The following is a 19292-nucleotide window of genomic DNA, read 5'->3' as shown; positions in this document are numbered from 1 at the left end:
GGCCCGGCCATTGTACCGGGCAGCGGCGGGTGCTACGCCGCTGCCGCCATTCCTGCCAGGCTCGACGCGCCGATCGGAGACTTCAAACCAATGAACAGCCGTCTGTCGAACGCCTCGATCACGCAGCTGCCGGGCGCAATCGCCATACCCCGCTACGATCGCGGCGCCGTGACGCCCGGCATCGTCCATCTCGGCGTCGGCGCCTTCCATCGCGCTCATCAGGCGGCCTATGTCGACGCCGTCCTGGCGGATGGCGATACAGGTTGGGGCATCATTGGCGTCTCGCTGCGCAGTCCCGATACACGCGATGCGCTGTCGCCGCAGGACGGTCTCTACACGCTGGCGGTGAGGGAAAGCGCCGGCGAGCAGTTGCAGATCATCGGCTCGATCGTGTCGTTGCTGGTGGCGCCCGAAGATCCGGACGCCGTGCTTACCGCGCTCACCGATCCGCGCACCCGCATCGTCACGCTGACCATCACCGAAAAGGCCTATCTGAGGGCCGCCGACGGCAGCCTAGACGAAACTCATCCCGATATCGTCCACGATCTGGGAAACCCCGGATCGCCCAGGACGGCGCATGGTTTCCTGGCCGAGGCGCTTGCGCGCCGCCGCGCCGCCGGCACGCCGCCCTTCACGGTGCTGTGCTGCGACAACCTTCCGGCCAACGGCGCCACGCTGCACAAGCTGTTGCTCGAGTTTGCCAAGCTGCGCGACTTACGACTCGCTCGACCGGGCGATGCCGGGCTCGCTCGACAGGGCGATACCGAACTCGCCCGCCATGTCGCCAACGAAGTGGCCTTCCCGTCTTCCATGGTCGACCGCATCGTGCCGGCGACCACCGACGCCGACCACGCCCGCATCGCCGGCGAGCTTGGCCTCCAGGATGCCTGGCCGGTGGTGACCGAGCCGTTCTGCCAATGGGTGATTGAGGACCGTTTCCCCACCGGGCGGCCGGCCTGGGAGAGATTCGGCGTCACCATGGTCGAGGATGTCGGTCCCTTCGAGGACATGAAGCTGAGGCTGCTCAACGGCGCGCATTCCGGCATCGCCTATCTTGGCCTGCTCAGCGGCCACACCACCGTCGACCGCGCCTTCGCCGACCCGTCGATCCGACGGTTTGTCGACGCATTGTGGGCCGAAGCCGTGCCGACGCTGCCTGAGGATGCAAGCCTCGATACGGCCGCCTATACGGCCGAGCTCGCCCAGCGCTTCTCCAACACCGCGCTTGCCCATCGCACGGCGCAGATCGCCAATGACGGCAGCCAGAAACTGCCGCAGCGCATCGTCGCGTCAGCCATCGAATGCCTCGAAGCCGGGACCGAGTTCGTACACCTGACGCTGGTGGTCGCCGCCTGGATCGCCGCATGCGCCGCGCGCGGTGGCAGCTTGCCGGAGGGCCATTTCACCGACCCGCTCGACGACGCCCTCAGCAACCTGTTCGCCCGGATTCTGCCGACGGCGGAGATGACGGAGGCCGTGTTCGACCTCGCCGGCTTTGCCAAAGCTCATCCGGAGCGACAGAAGTTGATCGAGTCTGTCGCCACGCATCTCGTCCATTTCAAGCAGGGCGGTCCGAAGCTGGCTCTCGCGGCGATCGGCATCGGCAAGGAACCGCCCCGGCTGGCCGAGTAGCGCGTCTCTGCACCGAGACTACTCGCCCGACTCGTTCACGACCTGCCGTGCGGCAGAGTAGGCCCCGTCCAGAACAGGCGCACTGCCTTGCCAACGAGATTGCCGTACGGCACCGTGCCCGGTGAAGCGGCTGTCGGCCAAATTGTCGCGGTTGTCGCCGAGCATGAAAAATTCATCAGGCGGCACGACGATTTCCGGCATGTCGTCGCCTGCCGAACTCGTGTCGGGGTCGATCACCCAAACAAGAAGATAGAGCGGCTCGCCGTTTGCATGAAACCGCAAGACACCCTGACAAGCAGGGCGAACTGTCTCCCAAACGAGAAAACGGGCAAACGAGGCAAACAAAAAAGCGGGGCAAGCCCGCTCTCTTTCAGTCCATCCTAAGAGGCCGCCGTCAGGCCGGCAGCAGCGCGCCTTCCAACGTGGTGAGCTGGCTGAGAAACTGCTCGGCCTTGCTGCGGGCCTCATCGTCCTTGGCGTCGGCGGCGTCTTCCCTGGCTTCCTGGATGCGGCGGGCGAGATCAGCGCGGTCGATGTCGCCGACGGCGACCGCCGATTCGGCCAGCAGCGTGCAGCCGGAGGGCAGGATGTCGGCGAAGCCGCCGAACACGACGTAGCGCTCTTCCTTGCCGGCCGCGGTTTTCACCGTGACGACGCCGGGCTTGATCGTGGTCATGACCGGAGCGTGCTGCGCCATCACGGTCATCTCGCCTTCGGCGCCCGGGATGACCACGGACTCGACCTGCTCGGAAACGAGCAGCCGCTCCGGCGAGACCAGTTCGAACTTGAAAGCTTCAGCCATGCCAATCTAGCGAGTAGGAAATAGCGGGTAGCGAGTAGTGAAAAACTCGGCCGGCCCACTGATCCCTATTCGCTACTCCCTATTCGCTATTCGCTTCTTTACGCCGCTTCAGCCGCCAGGCGCTGCGCCTTCTCGACCGCTTCCTCGATGCCGCCGACCATGTAGAAGGCGGCTTCGGGCAGATGGTCGTAATCGCCGGCGCAAAGGCCCTTGAAGCCCTTGATGGTGTCGGCAAGGTCGACCAGCTTGCCGGGCGAGCCGGTGAACACTTCGGCGACGAAGAACGGCTGCGACAGGAAGCGCTCGATCTTGCGGGCGCGGGCAACGGTCTGCTTGTCCTCTTCCGACAGCTCGTCCATGCCAAGGATGGCGATGATGTCCTGCAGCGACTTGTAGCGCTGCAGGATCGACTGCACCTGGCGGGCGACCTGGTAGTGCTCCTCGCCGACAACCAGCGGGTCGAGCATGCGCGAGGTCGAATCGAGCGGATCAACGGCCGGGTAGATGCCCTTTTCCGAGATCGCGCGGTTGAGCACGGTCGTGGCGTCGAGGTGGGCGAAGGACGTGGCCGGCGCCGGGTCGGTCAAGTCGTCGGCCGGAACGTAGATGGCCTGCACCGAGGTGATCGAACCCTTGGTCGTGGTCGTGATGCGCTCCTGCAGCGCGCCCATGTCGGTGGCGAGCGTCGGCTGATAGCCCACGGCCGAGGGGATGCGGCCGAGCAGCGCCGACACTTCCGATCCGGCCTGGGTGAAGCGGAAGATGTTGTCGACGAAGAACAGCACGTCCTGGCCCTGGTCGCGGAAATACTCGGCGACGGTGAGGCCGGTCAGGCCGACGCGGGCGCGCGCGCCCGGCGGCTCGTTCATCTGGCCGTAGACCAGCGCGGCCTTGGAACCCTGGCCGCCGCCCTTCTTGTTGACGCCCGATTCGATGAACTCGTGATAGAGGTCGTTGCCTTCGCGGGTGCGTTCGCCGACGCCGGCGAACACCGAGAAGCCACCGTGGGCCTTGGCGACGTTGTTGATAAGTTCCTGGATCAGCACGGTCTTGCCGACGCCGGCGCCGCCGAACAGGCCGATCTTGCCGCCGCGGGCGTAAGGCGCCAGCAGGTCGAGGACCTTGATGCCGGTGACCAGGATCTGCGCTTCCGTCGACTGGTCGACATAGGCCGGAGCCGGCTGGTGGATGGCGCGCATTTCGACGGCGTCGACCGGGCCGGCCTCGTCGACCGGTTCGCCGATGACGTTGATGATGCGGCCGAGCATGCCCGGGCCGACCGGCACCGAAATCGGTCCGCCGGTGTCATAGACATCCTGGCCGCGCACGAGACCTTCGGTCGAGTCCATGGCGATGCAGCGCACGGTGTTCTCGCCGAGATGCTGGGCGACTTCGAGGACGAGGCGGTTGCCGACATTGTCGGTTTCCAGCGCATTCAGAATGGCCGGGAGATGATCTTCGAACTGGACGTCGACGACGGCGCCGATGACCTGGCGCACCTTGCCGGCGGCGCCGACCCGCTTCGCCGCAACGCTGGCCGCCTTCGCCGGAGCCGCTGCCTTGGCCGGAGCGGCCGCCTTCTTGGCCAGAGCGGCATTCGCGGCTGCTGCCGGAGCCTTTGCCGCCTTGGGGGCCGGTGCCGCCTTGGCGGCGGTCTTCGGGGTAGCTGCTTTCGCCATCGTCTTTGCCCTTTTCGTCTGTCTGTTGCTCACGCCTTCTGCCGCGAGGTCCATGGCCTCGGCGGCGGGGCGCGCCTAGAGCGCCTCGGCGCCCGAAATGATTTCGATGAGTTCCTTGGTGATCTGCGCCTGCCGCTGGCGATTGTAGGTGATCGACAGCCTGTTGATCATGTCGCCGGCGTTGCGCGTCGCATTGTCCATCGCGCTCATCTTAGCGCCCATCTCGCCGGCCGCGTTTTCCAGCAGCGCGCGGAAGATCTGCACCGCGATGTTGCGCGGGATGAGGTCGGAGAGGATCTCGCCCGGCTCCGGCTCGTATTCGTAGACGGCCGTGGCGCCGTTGCTCGTCTCGGCAGCGGCGGAAGCCGGGGCCGCCGGGATGATCTGCTGCGCCGTCGGAATCTGGCTGATCACCGACTTGAACTGCGAATAGAACAGCGTGCAGACGTCGAAGCCGCCCTGGTTGAACAGGTTGATCACCTTGCGCGCGATCGCATCGGCATTGACGAAGCCGAGCGTCTTGACCTCGCGCAGGTCGACGCGCTCGAGGATCAGCGAGCCGTACTCGCGGCGCAGGATGTCAAAACCCTTCTTGCCGACGCAGATGATCTTGACCTGCTTGCCGTCGGCGAGAAGCTTACGAATATGCTCGCGGGCCAGGCGCGCGATCTGGGAATTGAAGCCGCCGCACAGGCCGCGCTCGGCGGTGCAGACGATGAGCAGATGCACGTCGTCCCTGCCGGTGCCAGTCATCAGCGCCGGGGCATCGCCGCCGCCGCCGATCGCCTGAGTGATGTTGGCCAGCACCGCCCCCATCCGCTCGGAATAGGGACGCGCCGCTTCCGCCGCTTCCTGCGCGCGACGCAGCTTCGCCGCGGCGACCATCTGCATCGCCTTGGTGATCTTCTGCGTCGCCTTGACCGAGGCGATACGGTTACGAAGGTCTTTTAATGAAGGCATGCTTCAAACCTGATCCCGTGCGTCCGGCTGCTCGTTAAGCGAAGGTCTTGGCGAAGGCGTCGATCTCGGCCTTGAGCTTGCCGCGCAGGTCGTCCGACAGCGCCTTCTCCTTGCGGATGCCGTCGAGCACGTCCTTGCCGGCCGAGCGCATGTGGCTGAGCAGGCCGTGCTCGAACTTGCCGACCTGATTCAGCGCCAGCTTGTCGAGATAGCCATTGACGCCGGCGAAGATCACCGCGACCTGCTCTTCGGTCTTGAGCGGCGAGAACTGCGGCTGCTTCAGGAGCTCCGTCAGGCGCGAACCGCGATTGAGCAGACGCTGGGTGGCGGCGTCGAGGTCGGAGCCGAACTGCGCGAAGGCCGCCATTTCGCGGTACTGCGCGAGCTCGCCCTTGATCGAGCCGGCGACCTGCTTCATCGCCTTGACCTGCGCCGAGGAGCCGACGCGCGACACCGACAGACCGACGTTCACCGCCGGGCGGATGCCCTGGAAGAAGAGGTTGGTCTCGAGGAAGATCTGGCCGTCGGTGATCGAGATCACGTTGGTCGGGATGTAGGCCGACACGTCGTTGGCCTGCGTCTCGATGATCGGCAGCGCGGTCAGCGAGCCGTTGCCATTATCGTCATTGAGCTTCGCGGCGCGCTCCAGCAGGCGCGAATGCAGGTAGAACACGTCGCCCGGATAAGCTTCGCGGCCCGGCGGGCGGCGCAGCAGCAGCGACATCTGGCGGTAGGAGACGGCCTGCTTCGACAGGTCGTCATAGCTGATGAGGGCATGCATGCCGTTGTCGCGGAAATATTCGCCCATGGTGCAGCCGGCGAACGGCGCCAGGAACTGCATCGGCGCCGGATCCGACGCGGTCGCGGCGATGATGATGGAGTAGTCGAGCGCGCCGCGCTCCTCCAGCACCTTGACGAACTGCGCGACGGTCGAGCGCTTCTGGCCGACGGCGACGTAGACGCAGTAGAGCTTCTCCTTCTCCGGGCCGTTGTCGTGCACCGACTTCTGGTTCAGCATCGTGTCGAGGATGATGGCGGTCTTGCCGGTCTGACGGTCGCCGATGACCAGTTCGCGCTGGCCGCGGCCGACCGGGATCAGCGCGTCGATGGCCTTGAGGCCGGTCGACATCGGCTCATGCACCGACTTGCGCGGAATGATGCCGGGCGCCTTGACGTCGACACGGCGGCGTTCGGTCGCCTGGATCGGGCCCTTGCCGTCGATCGGATTGCCGAGCGCGTCGACCACGCGGCCGAGCAGGCCGGGACCGACCGGAACGTCGACGATGGCGCCGGTGCGCTTGACGGTGTCGCCTTCCTTGATGTCGCGGTCGTTGCCGAAGATGACGACGCCGACATTGTCGGCTTCGAGGTTCAGCGCCATGCCGCGGATGCCGCCCGGGAATTCGACCATCTCGCCGGCCTGGACGTTGTCGAGCCCGTAGACGCGGGCAATGCCGTCACCGACGGACAGAACCTGGCCGACTTCGGAGACCTCGGCCTCCTTGCCGAAATTCTTGATCTGGTCTTTCAGAATTGCGGAAATTTCCGCGGCGCGGATGTCCATCAGCCGACCTCTTTCAGTGCAAGCTTGAGCGAATTGAGTTTGGTTTTGAGCGACGTATCGATCTGGCGCGAGCCCATCTTGACGATCAAGCCGCCGAGCAGCGACGGGTCGACGGTCATGGCGATGGCCACGTCCTTGCCGGCGATGCCGGTCAGCGTCGCCTTGAGTTCGGCCTGCTGCGCATCCGTCAGCGCATGCGCGGAGGTGACTTCGGCGGACGCCTCGCCGCGGTGGTCGGCGGCAATCTGGCGGAACGCCTTGATCATGCCGGGCACGGCGAACAGGCGGCGGTTGCGGGCGACGACGCGCAGGAAATTGCCGACGAGGCCGGTGATGTTGGCCTTGGAGATGATCGCGCCGATCGCCTTGGCCTGATCGTCGCTGGAGAACACCGGGCTGTTGATGAGCCGGGCAAGGTCGGCGCTGCCGTTGAGCATCGCCTCGAAATCGTTGAGGTCGGCCTCGACCTGGGCGACCGAATTTTCCTGCAGCGCGAGCTCGAACAGCGAGCTTGCATAGCGCTCTGCGACAGCTGAGATTGGCGATGACGATTGGGCCACGGACCGTCTTTTCTCTTGTCTGACAGGCCGCAGATTGTTGGCGCGAGCGAAAACTCTGGCTAAATCTTTGACCTTACTGCGATTTTTCCAAGCACGGAGGGATGGCTTCCGCTATCCCCGGCCGAAAGTCGATTGCCGTCTAGCACAGGCCTTTTGAGACCGCAATGCATCGTCCGGCATGGTTTTCAGGCACTTTTGTCGCATCAGGCGGCGAAGGCCGAGCCTGAGCGGCGGATTAGTCACGAATTCACGGCACGAAGCCGAAGGCGAAGGCAAGCGGCAGCGCCGCCAGGGCCAATTCAACCACGATGGAAGCCCAGTTGAAAGGTGTGTTGGCGCCGTCCGACATCATCGACAAAAGCCGGCCGAAAGCGGTGAACAGCCATGAGAAGCCGAGCGCCATATAGAGCAGCGGCTGCGCGAGCAGGATGCAGCACAGGCTGACGCCGAGGTAGAAGCCCGACATGCGGCCGCGCCCTTCGGCGATCGCCGCCGCTTTCTCCGGCTTCGCTTGCAGGCGCAGGATGTGGAAGGCGAGGTTCGGCGCCAGGAACAGGACGAGGCCGATGAGCAGCGTCACGACGGCGCTCGACCATGCCAGCCACTCGCCCTGGCTCGCCGGCCACGGAAACGCGAACTCCATCTGATCCCCCTCGGAAAGTCTTGTTCTGAAATTGCCGGCATTCTAGCCGAGGAAAATCCGCGCGCCAGATGGCGGCCGGCACATTTGAAAAGACGCAAGAGAAGAAGCGTCAGAAGAGCGCCCGATCAGGACAATGCGAACTCGATCGCTGCCTCGGCATGGATGCGCGTGGTGTCGAACACCGGCATGTCGAAATCGCCCTGGCCGATCAGCATGTTGATCTCGGTGCAGCCCATGATGAGGCCGTCGATCTTTTCGTCGCGCCGCAGACGGCCGACTTCCTCGACATAAGCGGACTTCGAGTCGGCTTTGACGATACCCTGGCAGAGCTCATCATAGATAATCCGGTGCACCATGTCGCGGCCGGCCTGGCCGGGCACGACCGGCTGCAGGCCGTATTTGTCGGCGAGCCGTCCTTTGTAGAAATCCTGCTCCATGGTGAAGCGTGTCGCCAGCAGCGCCGGCCGCTTCACGCCTGCGGCGACAACAGCGTGTCCAGTTGCGTCGGCGATATGGATGAGCGGAATCGAGATGACCGCCTGCACCGTGTCGGCGAGTTTGTGCATGGTGTTGGTGCAGATCACCAGGCCCTCGGCGCCGCCGGCCTCCAGCTTTCGCGCGGCTTTCACCAGAAGGACGCCGGCGCCGTCCCAGTCGCCGGCATGCTGGCGTTCGGCGATCTCGGCGAAGTCGAACGACCACAGGAGCAGCTTCGCCGAATGCAGCCCGCCCAGCCGCTCGCGCACGATCTCGTTGAGCAGTCGGTAGTAGATCGCCGTCGATTCCCAGCTCATGCCGCCGATAAGGCCGAGGGTTTTCATAAAGCGAGCACTCCGTTGGGGCAGTCTTTCTCGCTTATAGGAAGCTCTGCGGGTCGATGTCGACCTGCACCCTGACGGAGCCGCGCAGCTTCGGCCCCTCCGCCAGCATGGCTCGAATAAACCCTTGCATGTCGGCGCGCCGCTCGCCCTGGACAAGCAAGCGGAAGCGATGCCGTCCGCCGATCAGCGACAGCGGCGCCTCGGCCGGTCCGAGCACGAAGAGATCGGAGGCTGTAGGTGCCGCGCGCCGCAAGCCCCGCGCATGGGTTTCGGCCTCGGCGCGTGTCGCGGCACTGACGATGATGCCGGCGAGCCGGCCGAACGGTGGCAGCGCGGCGCGCTCCCGCTCCGCGATTTCGCGCTCGTAAAAGGCTTCCGAATCGCCGGAGACGATCGCCCGCATCACCGGATGGTCGGGCTGGTAGGTCTGCAGCAGGCCGAGGCTCTTCTTGCCGGTGCGGCCCGCGCGCCCGGTCACCTGGCTGAGCAGCTGGAAGGTGCGCTCGGCGGCGCGCGGATCGCCATTGGCGAGGCCGAGATCGGCGTCGACCACGCCGACCAGCGTCATGCCGGGGAAGTTGTGACCCTTGGCGACGAGCTGCGTGCCGATGACGATATCGGCCTCGCCATTGGCGACGGCCTCGAGCTCGAGCCGCAGCCGGCGCACGCCGCCCAAGAGATCGGACGACAATACGATCGTGCGGGCTTCCGGGAAATGCGCCACCACTTCCTCGGCGATGCGCTCGACGCCCGGCCCGCAGGCGACCAGATGATCGAGCGTGCCGCATTCCGGGCAGGCCTCCGGCCGCCGCTCATTGTGGCCGCAATGATGGCAAACGAGCTGGCCGCGAAAGCGATGCTCGACCAGCCAGGCCGAGCAGACCGGGCAGCCGAAGCGATGGCCGCAGACGCGGCAGAGCGTCAGCGGCGCATAGCCGCGCCGGTTGAGAAAGAGCAGCGACTGCTCTTGTCTCTCCAGCGTGCGCTGCATCTGCTCCAGAAGGAGAGGCGACAGGAAACCGCCGCGCGCCGGCGGCGCGCGCCGCATGTCGATCGATTTCAGGTCGGGGAGCGCTGCCTCGGCAAAACGCGCCGACAGCACCGCGCGATGATAGCGGCCCTGGCTGGCGTTGACCCGGCTCTCGACCGACGGCGTCGCCGAGGCGAGCACGACCGGGAAAGCGCCGATATGGCCGCGCACCACCGCCATGTCGCGCGCATTATAGAAGACGCGGTCTTCTTGCTTGTAAGCCGGGTCATGCTCCTCGTCGACAACAATCAGGCCTAGCTCCTTGAACGGCAAAAACAGCGCCGAACGCGCCCCGGCGACGACGCGCACGCCACCCTCCGCCACCTGCCGCCAGACGCGTTCGCGCATCCGGGGCGGCAGGTCCGAATGCCACTCCGCCGGTTTGGCGCCGAAGCGGTCCTGGAAGCGTTCGAGAAAAGCGTGCGTCAGCGCGATCTCCGGCAGCAGGATCAGCACCTGCTTGCCCTTGTCGAGCGCCGCCGCCACCGCCTCGAAATAGACTTCCGTCTTGCCCGATCCGGTGACGCCGTCGAGCAGGGTGACGTTGAAGGCGTCGGCGGCGATCGCCGCGCGCAGCTTCTCGGCCGCCGCCTTCTGGTCCGGCATCAAATCCGGCACGGCATGGCCCGGATCGGGTGCGGCGACCACCGGCCTTGGCGGGATCATCACCGTCTCGAACACGCCTTGTGCCCTCAAGCCATCGACGACGGTCGAGGAGACACCCGCCGCATGGGCGAGACCGGAGCGCGTCCAGGCAAGCCCGCCTTCGGCCGTCTCCAGCACGCGGCGTCGCGCGTCGGTCAATCGGTCGGGCTCGGCAAGCGTGCGCTGCAGGCCTTCGATCCACGGCTCCGGGTCGAAAGCTTCCGGCGCCCTCAACAACATCCGCGCCACCATGCCGGGCGCCGACAGCGTGTATTGGGCGATCCAGTCGACGAAACGGCGCATGGCCTTGTCGATCGGCGGGCAGTCGAAGACCTCCTCAATCGGCCGCAGCTTTTTCGGATCGACGGATTCGACGACGGCGTCCCAGACGATGCCGGCGACCTGCCGCGGCCCTAGCGGCACGCGCACGATCGAGCCCGGCACCACGCGCATGCCTGGCGGCACGGCATAAGTGTAGGGCCGTTCGGCCGGCATCGGCACCAGCACCGGCGCGGCCGCGACAAAGGGCGAATCTTCGATCATCGGGCGTGACCTTGCCCCGACTTTGCTCTAGATCAAAGGGGACCCCCGCATCTGCCTGGCCGGCGTCAGGCAATCCCCAAGGAGACAGCCATGAAGTTTTTTGTCGATACCGCTGACATCAAGGAAATTAAGGAGCTGCACGATCTGGGGCTGCTCGATGGCGTCACCACCAACCCGTCGCTGATCCTGAAATCGGGCGGCAAGATCGCCGAGGTCACCAAGCAGATCTGCGACATTGTCGAAGGCCCGGTCTCGGCCGAGGTCGTGGCGACCGAGTACAAGCAGATGATGGCCGAGGCCGAGGTGCTGGCCAAGATCGCACCGAATGTGGCCATCAAGGTGCCGCTGACGCTGGATGGTCTGAAGGCCTGCAAGACGATCCGCACCGAGATGAACCGCATGGTCAACGTCACGCTCTGCTTCTCGGCCAACCAGGCGCTGCTTGCCGCCAAGGCCGGCGCCTCCTTCATCTCGCCCTTCGTCGGCCGCATCGACGACACCGGCTCGGACGGCATGGAGCTGATCTCGGAAATCCGCACCATCTACGACAATTACGATTTCAAGACCGAGATCCTGACCGCTTCCGTGCGTACGGTGAACCACGTCAAGCAGGCGGCTTTGATCGGCGCCGATATCGTGACCGCGCCGCCGGCGACGTTGAAGGCGCTGGTCAACCATCCGCTCACCGACAAGGGCCTCGCCGCCTTCCTCGCAGACTGGGCCAAGACCGGCCAGAAGATTGGCTGAGGCCGGAGAGCAGACAACAAAAGGCCGGGGGTAACCTGGCCTTTTTTATTGCCTCGAATAGGGGAATAGCGCGGCGGCGCCCAGAGACCAGCTCAGGCCTTCTTGCCATTCTTGGCCAGGTCCTGGGCGATCGCCAGCCTGAGCAGATCGGCGAGCTCGCGGGCGGCGCGGTTCTCGGCGTCGATCTGCGCCCGGTAGGCCGCAAACTCCTGGCGCGGCCGGTCGAAGGAGGAAGGAATCGAGCGCTTGCCGAGCGCGACCACAGTGCCGGTCGCGGCGTCTCTGAGCACATAATTGGCGGTGAGGGTCACGGTGCCCGCCGTCGGCTCGTCCTCTTCGGTCTGCACCTGAACGATGGCCGCCGACTCGACAAGCTCGGTGACGCCGAGGTCGAGCGTATAGGCAGGCGATGCCGGCTCGCCCGAGCCCTGGCCGAAAGCGAAGATCAGGTTGTTGCGCACCTGCTGTGCAGGGCGGGTGCTGACCGGCTTGATCGAGATCGAGGCCAACTCGGCGGCGGCCCCGACCTGCGAGCCGGCGGTGAGCGGCGCGCTGGAATAGAGCGGCCGCACCGTGCAGGCGGAGACCAGTGCCAGCGAGGCGACCAGGCCGCTGAGAGCAGCGCGGCGCAGCAAACGCGCCGCCTGTGACTTTTCCGGATCAGGCAACGACATTGACGATCCTCTGCGGGACGATGATCACCTTGCGCGGGGCTTTACCATCGAGCGCTTTCTGCACGAAGTCGAGAGCCAGCACCGCTTTTTCGACGGCACCTTGATCCGCGTCGCGGGCAATTGTCAAATCCCCGCGCTTCTTGCCGTTGACCTGCACCGGCAGCATGATCTCGTTGTCGACGACCAAGGCCGGATCGTAGGCGGGCCACGGCCGTTCGGCGACCATCTCGGTGCCGCCCAACGCCTCCCAGCATTCCTCGGCCAGATGCGGCATCACCGGCGCGATCACATGCACCAGGATCTCGACGGCCTCGCGGCAGGCGCCCTTCAGCGCCGCGTCAGCCTTGCCTTCGGCGACGTCGTTGAGCGGCACGGCCAGCGCATTGGCAAGCTCGTAGATGCGGGCGATAGCCCGGTTGAAGCCGAGCTTCTCGATGTCCTCGCCGATCGCCTTAAGGATCTTGTGCGCGGCCTTGGAAACGGCACCTGCCTCGCCTTCGCTCGCCGCGGCCGGCTTCACGTCGGCAAGCTGTTCGGCCGCGATCTGCACCAGGCGCCAGACGCGCTGCACGAAGCGATGCGCGCCGGCGGCACCTTCGTCGGTCCATTCGACGTCGCGCTCCGGCGGCGAGTCCGACAGCATGAACCAGCGCGCGGTATCGGCCCCGTAGCCGTCGGTGATCTCCTCCGGACTCACCGTGTTCTTCTTCGATTTCGACATCTTCTCGAGCGCGCCGATCGTCGCTTCCTCGCCGGTCGCGATCTCGATGGCGCGGCGCTTGCCGCCGGCATCCTCGATCCTGACCTCGCTCGGCGACAGCCAGCGCCCATTTGTCGACGGACCGCCGACGCGGTAGGTCTCGTGCACCACCATGCCTTGCGTGAACAGGCCCTTGAACGGCTCGGCGAGGTTCAAATGGCCGGTCTCGCGCATGGCACGTGTGAAGAAGCGCGAATAGAGCAGATGCAGGATCGCGTGCTCGATGCCGCCGATATACTGGTCCACCGCCAGCCACTCGTCCGCCGCCTTCGGCTCGGTCGGCTCGTTTGCCCAGGGGGCGGTGAAGCGCGCGAAATACCACGACGAATCGACGAACGTATCCATCGTGTCGGTCTCGCGCCGCGCGTCGCGCCCGCATTGCGGGCATTTCACGTGACGCCATGTCGGATGCCGATCGAGCGGATTGCCCGGACGGTCGAACTCGATGTCGTCAGGCAGTTTCACCGGCAGATCGGCCTTCGGCACCGGCACCACGCCGCAGGCCTCGCAGTGGATCATCGGGATCGGGCAGCCCCAGTAGCGCTGGCGCGAGATGCCCCAATCGCGCAGGCGGAAATTCACCTTGCGCTCTGCCATCGGCCGGCCGCCGATCGTCCTCTGTTCGAGCAGCTTCGCCACCTCGTCGAACGCGCGCTGCGGCTTCATGCCGTCGAGGAAGCGCGAATTGATCATCACGCCGTCGTCGACATAGGCCTCCTCGATGATCTGGAAAGTCTTGGCGTCGCCGTCTTCCGGCATCACTACCGGGACTACGGGCAGGCCGTATTTGTTGGCGAAGTCGAGGTCGCGCTGATCGCCCGACGGGCAGCCGAAGATGGCGCCCGTGCCATACTCCATCAGCACGAAATTCGCGACATAGACAGGCAGCGTCCAGCTGTCGTCGAAAGGATGGACGACGCGGATGCCGGTATCGAAACCCTTTTTTTCCGCCGTCTCAAGCGCCGCCACCGAGGTGCCCATATGGCGGACCTCGTCGATGAACTTGGCCAGCGCCGGATTGTTCTCGGCGGCTTGTTTGGCCAGCGGATGATCCGCCGCGACCGCCATGAAGGAGGCGCCGAAGATGGTGTCCGGCCTGGTCGTGTAGACTTCCAGCTCGTGCATGTCGCCGCCGATCTTGGCAGAGCTTGCAGCCGCCAGCGGCCAGCGGATCAGCAGCCCTTCCGAGCGGCCGATCCAGTTATGCTGCATCAGCTTGACCTTTTCCGGCCATTCGTCGAGACGGCCGAGCGAATCCAGCAGGTCCTGCGCGAAATCGGTGATCTTGAAGAACCACTGCGTCAACTCGCGCTGCTCGACCAGCGCGCCCGAGCGCCAGCCGCGGCCGTCGATGACCTGCTCGTTGGCGAGCACCGTCATGTCTGCCGGGTCCCAATTGACCTTGGAGGATTTGCGCGTCACCAGCCCCTTCTCGACGAAGTCGAGGAACAGCATCTGCTGGCGGTGGTAGTAGTCGACGTCGCAGGTCGCGAATTCGCGCGCCCAGTCGAGCGACAGGCCCATCATCTTGAGCTGCTCGCGCATGACGGCGATGTTTTCGTAGGTCCAGTCCTTGGGATGGACCTTGTTCTGCATCGCTGCGTTCTCGGCCGGCATGCCGAAGGCGTCCCAACCCATCGGGTGCAGCACGTTGAAGCCCCTGGCCCGCTTGTAGCGCGCGACGACGTCGCCCATCGTATAGTTGCGGGTGTGGCCGATATGGATCTTCCCCGAGGGATAAGGGAACATCTCGAGCACGTAGTATTTCGGCTTCGGGTCCTCGTTCCTGGCCTCGAACAGCTTCTTTTCGGCCCAGGCCTTCTGCCATTTGGGCTCTGACGTGCGCGGATTGTATCGTTCGGTTGCCATCGGATGTTTTTCACTTAAAAGCGGGTGCGCGGCGCTGGGCAAGCCGGCAGCCGAGACAATGTCGTCGCGGTGTTCACCATGGATTGCCAGACCCGTCAACTGTGGCGATCCGGCGTTGGTGCTAAAACTATGGGCAGGATATGGACATGACGAGCCCCGTCGAACAGCTTCGCGCGGTCAAGGCGAAGATCGCAAGCGCCGAACGCGAGGCAAAGCGTGAGCCCGGCGCCGTCATGCTCGTCGCGGTCTCGAAGACCTTCGCGGCCGAAGATATCCGCCCGGTCATCGAGGCGGGCCAGCGTGTTTTCGGCGAGAACCGCGTGCAGGAAGCTCAAGGTAAATGGCCGGCGCTGAAAGCGGCGTTTCCCGACATCGAGCTGCACCTGATCGGGCCGCTGCAATCCAACAAGACGAAGGAAGCGGTGGCGCTTTTCGATGTCATCGAGACCGTCGATCGCGAGAAGATCGCCGCCGAGCTTGCCAAGGAGACCGCCAGGCAAGGCCTGGCGCCGAAACTCTATGTCCAGGTCAACACCGGCTCCGAGCCGCAGAAGGCCGGCATCGAGCCGCGCGACGCGGTCGCCTTCGTCAAACGCTGCCGCGACGTGCACGGCCTCGCCATTGAGGGCCTGATGTGCATTCCGCCGGCGGACGAGAATCCGGGCCCGCATTTCGCGCTTTTGGAAAAGATCGCCCGCGAGGCCGGCGTCGCGAAGCTCTCGATGGGCATGTCCGGCGATTACGAGACCGGGATCGCCTTTGGCGCAACCGGCGTCAGGCTGGGCTCGGCGATCTTCGGCAGTCGCTAAGCGCCTCGACACCTCCGTAACGATCTTGTTACCGACCCGACAATGATAACGCTTTCGCCGGCGCTTGAAATGAAGCGGGCCGTTCCTATTCCCCCGTCGTCATTCAGCTTGGCGGAACACAATGCTCGGGGCCACGTCATTACGGCCGTCCCTATCAGGGCAAGCGTGAACGTTTGCGATTAGCTGCAGCTCCTTGCTCCGCCCGGGGATAACGAGTAATGGGCGTTTCCGCCAAACGTTCGACGTCCAGAGAACCTCTGCGCCGCTCAGTGCAGCACGAACTCCCCGTCCACTTTCCGCCACTCGTTCGGCGCGATCAGCTTCTGGTGCGTATAGGTCACCGAATGCAGCGGGCCGTCGAGCTTGGTCTTCCAGAATTCGATGAAGCGGATCAGCACCGGAAACTCCGGCGCGATGTCGTAATCCTGCCAGATATAGCTTTGCAGCAGATGTGGATGGTCTGGGAAGTGATAAAGGATCTTGGCCGTGGTCAGCCCATAGCCGCTGAGCATCAAGTCCATTTCGAGATGATGGCGCATTGCCGTCCTCAGTTGATTCTCCTTTCCTCCCAACGCGAAACTCTGCGCCTCGTTGCTTAACCGTCTATTGATTTTCGCACATCAGACCCAAGTTTTCCATCGGAAAAACAGACGGTTAGCAGCCCTAGGGCGAGAGTGCTGACAGGCGTTTGCACTTGCCCCTGCGTCATCCCGCCGCGCGAATCCAACGTCTAATATTGCCGTCACGGCGGAACTGTTAATAATGCCGCGAATTCACGGCTGCTTCGCCGTGATGCCGTCGGCACATCAAGCCGGCGGAACGGTTTCGGAGGAAAGCTAGAAAATGTCCGATGTCCATGTCCACCGCGTCCAGCCGGCGTGGAAGAAAAACGCGCTGATCGACAACGACACCTATCTCAAATGGTATGCCGACAGCGTGAAGAACCCGGACAAGTTTTGGGGCAAGCACGGCAAGCGCATCGACTGGTTCAAGCCCTTCACCAAGGTCAAGAACACTTCCTTCGACGGCAAGGTCTCGATCAAGTGGTTCGAGGACGGCCAGACCAACGTTTCCTACAACTGCATCGACCGGCATCTGAAGAAGCGCGGCAACCAGACCGCCATCATCTGGGAAGGCGACAACCCTTACGATGACAGGAAGATCACCTACAACGAGCTCTATGCGCATGTCTGCCGCTTCGCCAATGTGCTGAAGAAGCACGGCGTCAAGAAGGGCGACCGCGTTACCATCTACATGCCGATGATCCCCGAAACGGCTTACGCGATGCTTGCCTGCACGCGTATCGGCGCCATCCATTCGGTCGTCTTCGGCGGCTTCTCCCCGGACGCTCTCGCCGGCCGCATCGACGACTGCAAGTCGACCATCGTCATCACCGCCGACGAGGGCCTGCGCGGCGGCAAGCCGATTGCGCTGAAGGACAACACCGACAAGGCCATCGACATCGCCGCCAAGGCCGGCACCAAGGTGGAAAAAGTGGTGGTGGTGCGACGCACCGGCGGCAAGACCGGCTGGGTGCCGGGCCGCGACGTCTGGTACCATGACGAGGCCGCGACCGTTAAGGCCGACTGCAAACCCGAGAAGATGAAGGCGGAGGACCCGTTGTTTATCCTCTACACCTCGGGCTCGACCGGCAAGCCGAAAGGCGTGCTGCACACCACCGCCGGCTATCTCGTCTATGTTTCGATGACGCACCAGTATGTCTTCGATTACCATGACGGCGACATCTACTGGTGCACCGCCGATGTCGGCTGGGTCACCGGCCACAGCTACATCGTCTATGGCCCTTTGGCCAACGGCGTCACGACGCTGATGTTCGAGGGCGTGCCGAACTACCCGTCGCAGTCGCGCTTCTGGGAAGTCGTCGACAAGCACCAGGTCAACATCTTCTACACCGCGCCGACGGCGCTGCGCGCCCTGATGGGCGCCGGTGATTCCCATGTGAAGAAGACCTCGCGCAAGTCGCTGCGCGTGCTGGGCACGGTCGGCGAGCCGATCAATCCGGAAGCCTGGGAGTGGTATTTCAACGTCGTCGGCAACGCCAAGGTGCCGATCGTCGACACATGGTGGCAGACCGAGACCGGCGGCATCCTGATCACGCCGCTGCCGGGCGCCACCGACCTTAAGGCCGGCTCGGCGACACGGCCCTTCTTCGGCGTCAAGCCGCAGCTGGTCGATGGCGAAGGCAAGGTGCTGGAAGGCGCGGCCGACGGCAATCTCTGCATCACCGATTCCTGGCCCGGCCAGATGCGCACCGTCTATGGCGATCACGACCGTTTCGTGCAGACCTATTTCTCGACTTACAAGGGCAAATACTTCACCGGCGACGGCTGCCGCCGTGACGCCGACGGCTACTACTGGATCACCGGCCGCGTCGACGACGTCATCAACGTTTCAGGCCACCGCATGGGCACGGCGGAAGTTGAATCTGCGCTGGTCAGCCACGACAAGGTCTCGGAAGCCGCCGTCGTCGGCTATCCGCACGATATCAAGGGTCAGGGAATCTACTGCTACGTCACGCTGATGTCCGGCACGACATCGAGCGAGGATCTGCGCAAGGAGCTTGTCGCCCATGTCCGCAAGGAGATCGGCGCCATCGCAACGCCCGACAAGATCCAGTTCGCGCCGGGCCTGCCCAAGACCCGTTCGGGCAAGATCATGCGGCGCATCCTGCGCAAGATCGCCGAGGACGATTACGGCGCGCTCGGCGACACCTCGACGCTCGCCGATCCCGCCGTGGTCGACGATCTCGTTGCCAACCGGCAGAATAAAAGGGCCTGATGAACGCGCAGGCCGCACTCGGCACCGTCAGCCAGCTCTGGCGCTATCCGGCGAGCTCGCTCGCCGGCGAGCGGCTGGACGCAATCTCCGTCGGCACGTCGACTGTCGACGGCGACCGGCTGTTCGGCTTGGTCGATGCGTCGGATGGCGAGATCGCCAGGCCGGACCGCGGACCGAAATGGCACAAGGTGCCGCTGATCCGCACCCGGCTGACCGAAGACCGCCGGCTCGAAGTGGCCGTGCCCGGCGGCGACTGGCTGCCGGCGCCCGACCCGGAAAGCGACCGGGTTCTTTCCGGATTTCTTGGCTTCGACGCCTCGATCCGGCCTTACTTCCGCGAGCACGCGCCGGGCTATGCCGGCCCGCTGACGGCCGAGCGATACAGCAGGACGCCGATCCATCTGCTCACCACCGCCTCGCTGGCGCGGTTGAAGGCGCTGCATCCGCAAGGCGTGCCAGATTCGCGCCGCTTCCGCCCCAACATCGTCGTCGACATGGAGCCGGTGGAAGGCTCCTTCCCGGAGACGGAATGGCTCGGCCGCAAGCTCGCGATCGGCGATCTGCTGCTCACGATCTCCGAGCCCTGCCGCCGCTGCGGCTTCACCATCATCGCCCAGGACGGCTTCGACAACGACCCCGGCATCCTGCGCAACCTGGTCCGCTACAACGCCCACAATATCGGCGTTTATTGCACCGTCGACCGGCCGGCACGCGTCGAGATCGGCGCGGAAGTGCGGTTCGCCTGACCTGCCTGT

17 protein-coding genes are annotated in these 19292 nt (G+C 64.7%); 5 read left to right on the top strand and 12 right to left on the bottom strand.

Annotation, left to right across the window (positions count from 1 at the left end):
• The first annotated feature begins 90 nt into the window (after window positions 1-90).
• Entirely contained in the window at window positions 91-1632 is a 1542-nt protein-coding gene (locus tag CK221_RS13235) for a mannitol dehydrogenase family protein (protein WP_095778049.1), read from the top strand.
• Window positions 1633-1650: 18 nt separating this feature from the next.
• On the opposite strand, the gene CK221_RS30250 is transcribed toward CK221_RS13235, so the two are convergent.
• The 9 genes from CK221_RS30250 to CK221_RS13190 all read right to left on the bottom strand — a co-directional run bounded on the left by CK221_RS30250 (window position 1651) and on the right by CK221_RS13190 (window position 10879).
• Window positions 1651-1914 (bottom strand): S26 family signal peptidase, encoded by a 264-nt coding sequence (locus tag CK221_RS30250; RefSeq protein WP_095778048.1) that lies wholly within the window; start codon window positions 1912-1914, stop codon window positions 1651-1653.
• Between the two features lie 112 nt (window positions 1915-2026).
• Window positions 2027-2434: a F0F1 ATP synthase subunit epsilon gene (locus CK221_RS13225; RefSeq protein ID WP_067001534.1), complete on the bottom strand. Its 408-nt coding sequence runs from the start codon at window positions 2432-2434 to the stop codon at window positions 2027-2029.
• A gap of 98 nt (window positions 2435-2532) precedes the next feature.
• Window positions 2533-4113 (bottom strand): F0F1 ATP synthase subunit beta, encoded by a 1581-nt coding sequence (gene atpD / locus CK221_RS13220; protein ID WP_179295122.1) that lies wholly within the window; start codon window positions 4111-4113, stop codon window positions 2533-2535.
• Between the two features lie 75 nt (window positions 4114-4188).
• The gene (locus tag CK221_RS13215) at window positions 4189-5073 is read right to left on the bottom strand and encodes a F0F1 ATP synthase subunit gamma (RefSeq protein ID WP_067001531.1); all 885 of its coding nucleotides are present in this window, start codon (window positions 5071-5073) and stop codon (window positions 4189-4191) included.
• Between the two features lie 34 nt (window positions 5074-5107).
• On the bottom strand, window positions 5108-6637 hold the full coding sequence (gene atpA, locus CK221_RS13210) for a F0F1 ATP synthase subunit alpha (RefSeq protein ID WP_095778047.1): 1530 nt from the start codon (window positions 6635-6637) through the stop codon (window positions 5108-5110).
• Window positions 6637-7197 carry a F0F1 ATP synthase subunit delta gene (locus CK221_RS13205; RefSeq protein ID WP_095778046.1) on the bottom strand — a complete coding sequence of 187 codons (561 nt, stop codon included), beginning with the start codon at window positions 7195-7197 and terminating at the stop codon, window positions 6637-6639. The genes atpA and CK221_RS13205 overlap by 1 nt, the downstream gene beginning before the upstream one ends.
• A gap of 247 nt (window positions 7198-7444) precedes the next feature.
• On the bottom strand, window positions 7445-7840 hold the full coding sequence (locus CK221_RS13200; RefSeq protein WP_095778045.1) for a DUF4345 family protein: 396 nt from the start codon (window positions 7838-7840) through the stop codon (window positions 7445-7447).
• Window positions 7841-7965: 125 nt separating this feature from the next.
• Window positions 7966-8661 carry an aspartate/glutamate racemase family protein gene (locus tag CK221_RS13195; protein ID WP_095778044.1) on the bottom strand — a complete coding sequence of 232 codons (696 nt, stop codon included), beginning with the start codon at window positions 8659-8661 and terminating at the stop codon, window positions 7966-7968.
• 34 nt (window positions 8662-8695) lie between these two features.
• Complete coding sequence (locus CK221_RS13190) at window positions 8696-10879, bottom strand: primosomal protein N' (RefSeq protein WP_095778043.1); 2184 nt, start codon at window positions 10877-10879, stop codon at window positions 8696-8698.
• Window positions 10880-10969: 90 nt separating this feature from the next.
• On the opposite strand from CK221_RS13190, the gene fsa reads away from it, so the two are divergent.
• Window positions 10970-11626 (top strand): fructose-6-phosphate aldolase, encoded by a 657-nt coding sequence (gene fsa, locus CK221_RS13185; RefSeq protein ID WP_067001514.1) that lies wholly within the window; start codon window positions 10970-10972, stop codon window positions 11624-11626.
• A 92-nt stretch (window positions 11627-11718) separates the two neighbouring features.
• On the opposite strand, the gene lptE is transcribed toward fsa, so the two are convergent.
• A complete protein-coding gene (lptE, locus tag CK221_RS13180; protein WP_067001511.1) occupies window positions 11719-12300 on the bottom strand; it encodes an LPS assembly lipoprotein LptE in 582 nt (193 codons plus the stop codon).
• Window positions 12287-14929 (bottom strand): leucine--tRNA ligase, encoded by a 2643-nt coding sequence (gene leuS, locus CK221_RS13175; protein ID WP_095778042.1) that lies wholly within the window; start codon window positions 14927-14929, stop codon window positions 12287-12289. The genes lptE and leuS overlap by 14 nt, the downstream gene beginning before the upstream one ends.
• Before the next feature lie 146 nt (window positions 14930-15075).
• Between leuS and CK221_RS13170 the strand changes: the two genes are divergently transcribed.
• On the top strand, window positions 15076-15738 hold the full coding sequence (locus CK221_RS13170; RefSeq protein WP_067002175.1) for a YggS family pyridoxal phosphate-dependent enzyme: 663 nt from the start codon (window positions 15076-15078) through the stop codon (window positions 15736-15738).
• A 266-nt stretch (window positions 15739-16004) separates the two neighbouring features.
• Here CK221_RS13170 and CK221_RS13165 read toward each other — a convergent pair whose 3' ends face one another.
• Window positions 16005-16277: an aspartate-semialdehyde dehydrogenase gene (locus CK221_RS13165; protein ID WP_067001506.1), complete on the bottom strand. Its 273-nt coding sequence runs from the start codon at window positions 16275-16277 to the stop codon at window positions 16005-16007.
• A gap of 304 nt (window positions 16278-16581) precedes the next feature.
• On the opposite strand from CK221_RS13165, the gene acs reads away from it, so the two are divergent.
• Both acs and CK221_RS13155 read left to right on the top strand, forming a co-directional pair.
• Window positions 16582-18537: an acetate--CoA ligase gene (gene acs / locus CK221_RS13160; protein WP_095778041.1), complete on the top strand. Its 1956-nt coding sequence runs from the start codon at window positions 16582-16584 to the stop codon at window positions 18535-18537.
• The gene (locus CK221_RS13155; RefSeq protein ID WP_067324949.1) at window positions 18537-19283 is read left to right on the top strand and encodes an MOSC N-terminal beta barrel domain-containing protein; all 747 of its coding nucleotides are present in this window, start codon (window positions 18537-18539) and stop codon (window positions 19281-19283) included. The genes acs and CK221_RS13155 overlap by 1 nt, the downstream gene beginning before the upstream one ends.
• Window positions 19284-19292: the final 9 nt, after the last annotated feature.

It is taken from the genome of Mesorhizobium sp. WSM3868 (assembly GCF_002294785.1).
In the GTDB taxonomy this organism is placed as follows: Bacteria; Pseudomonadota; Alphaproteobacteria; order Rhizobiales; family Rhizobiaceae; genus Mesorhizobium.
Note: the sequence above shows the minus strand (reverse complement) of the source record. Positions and strands in the feature narration are given on the sequence as shown.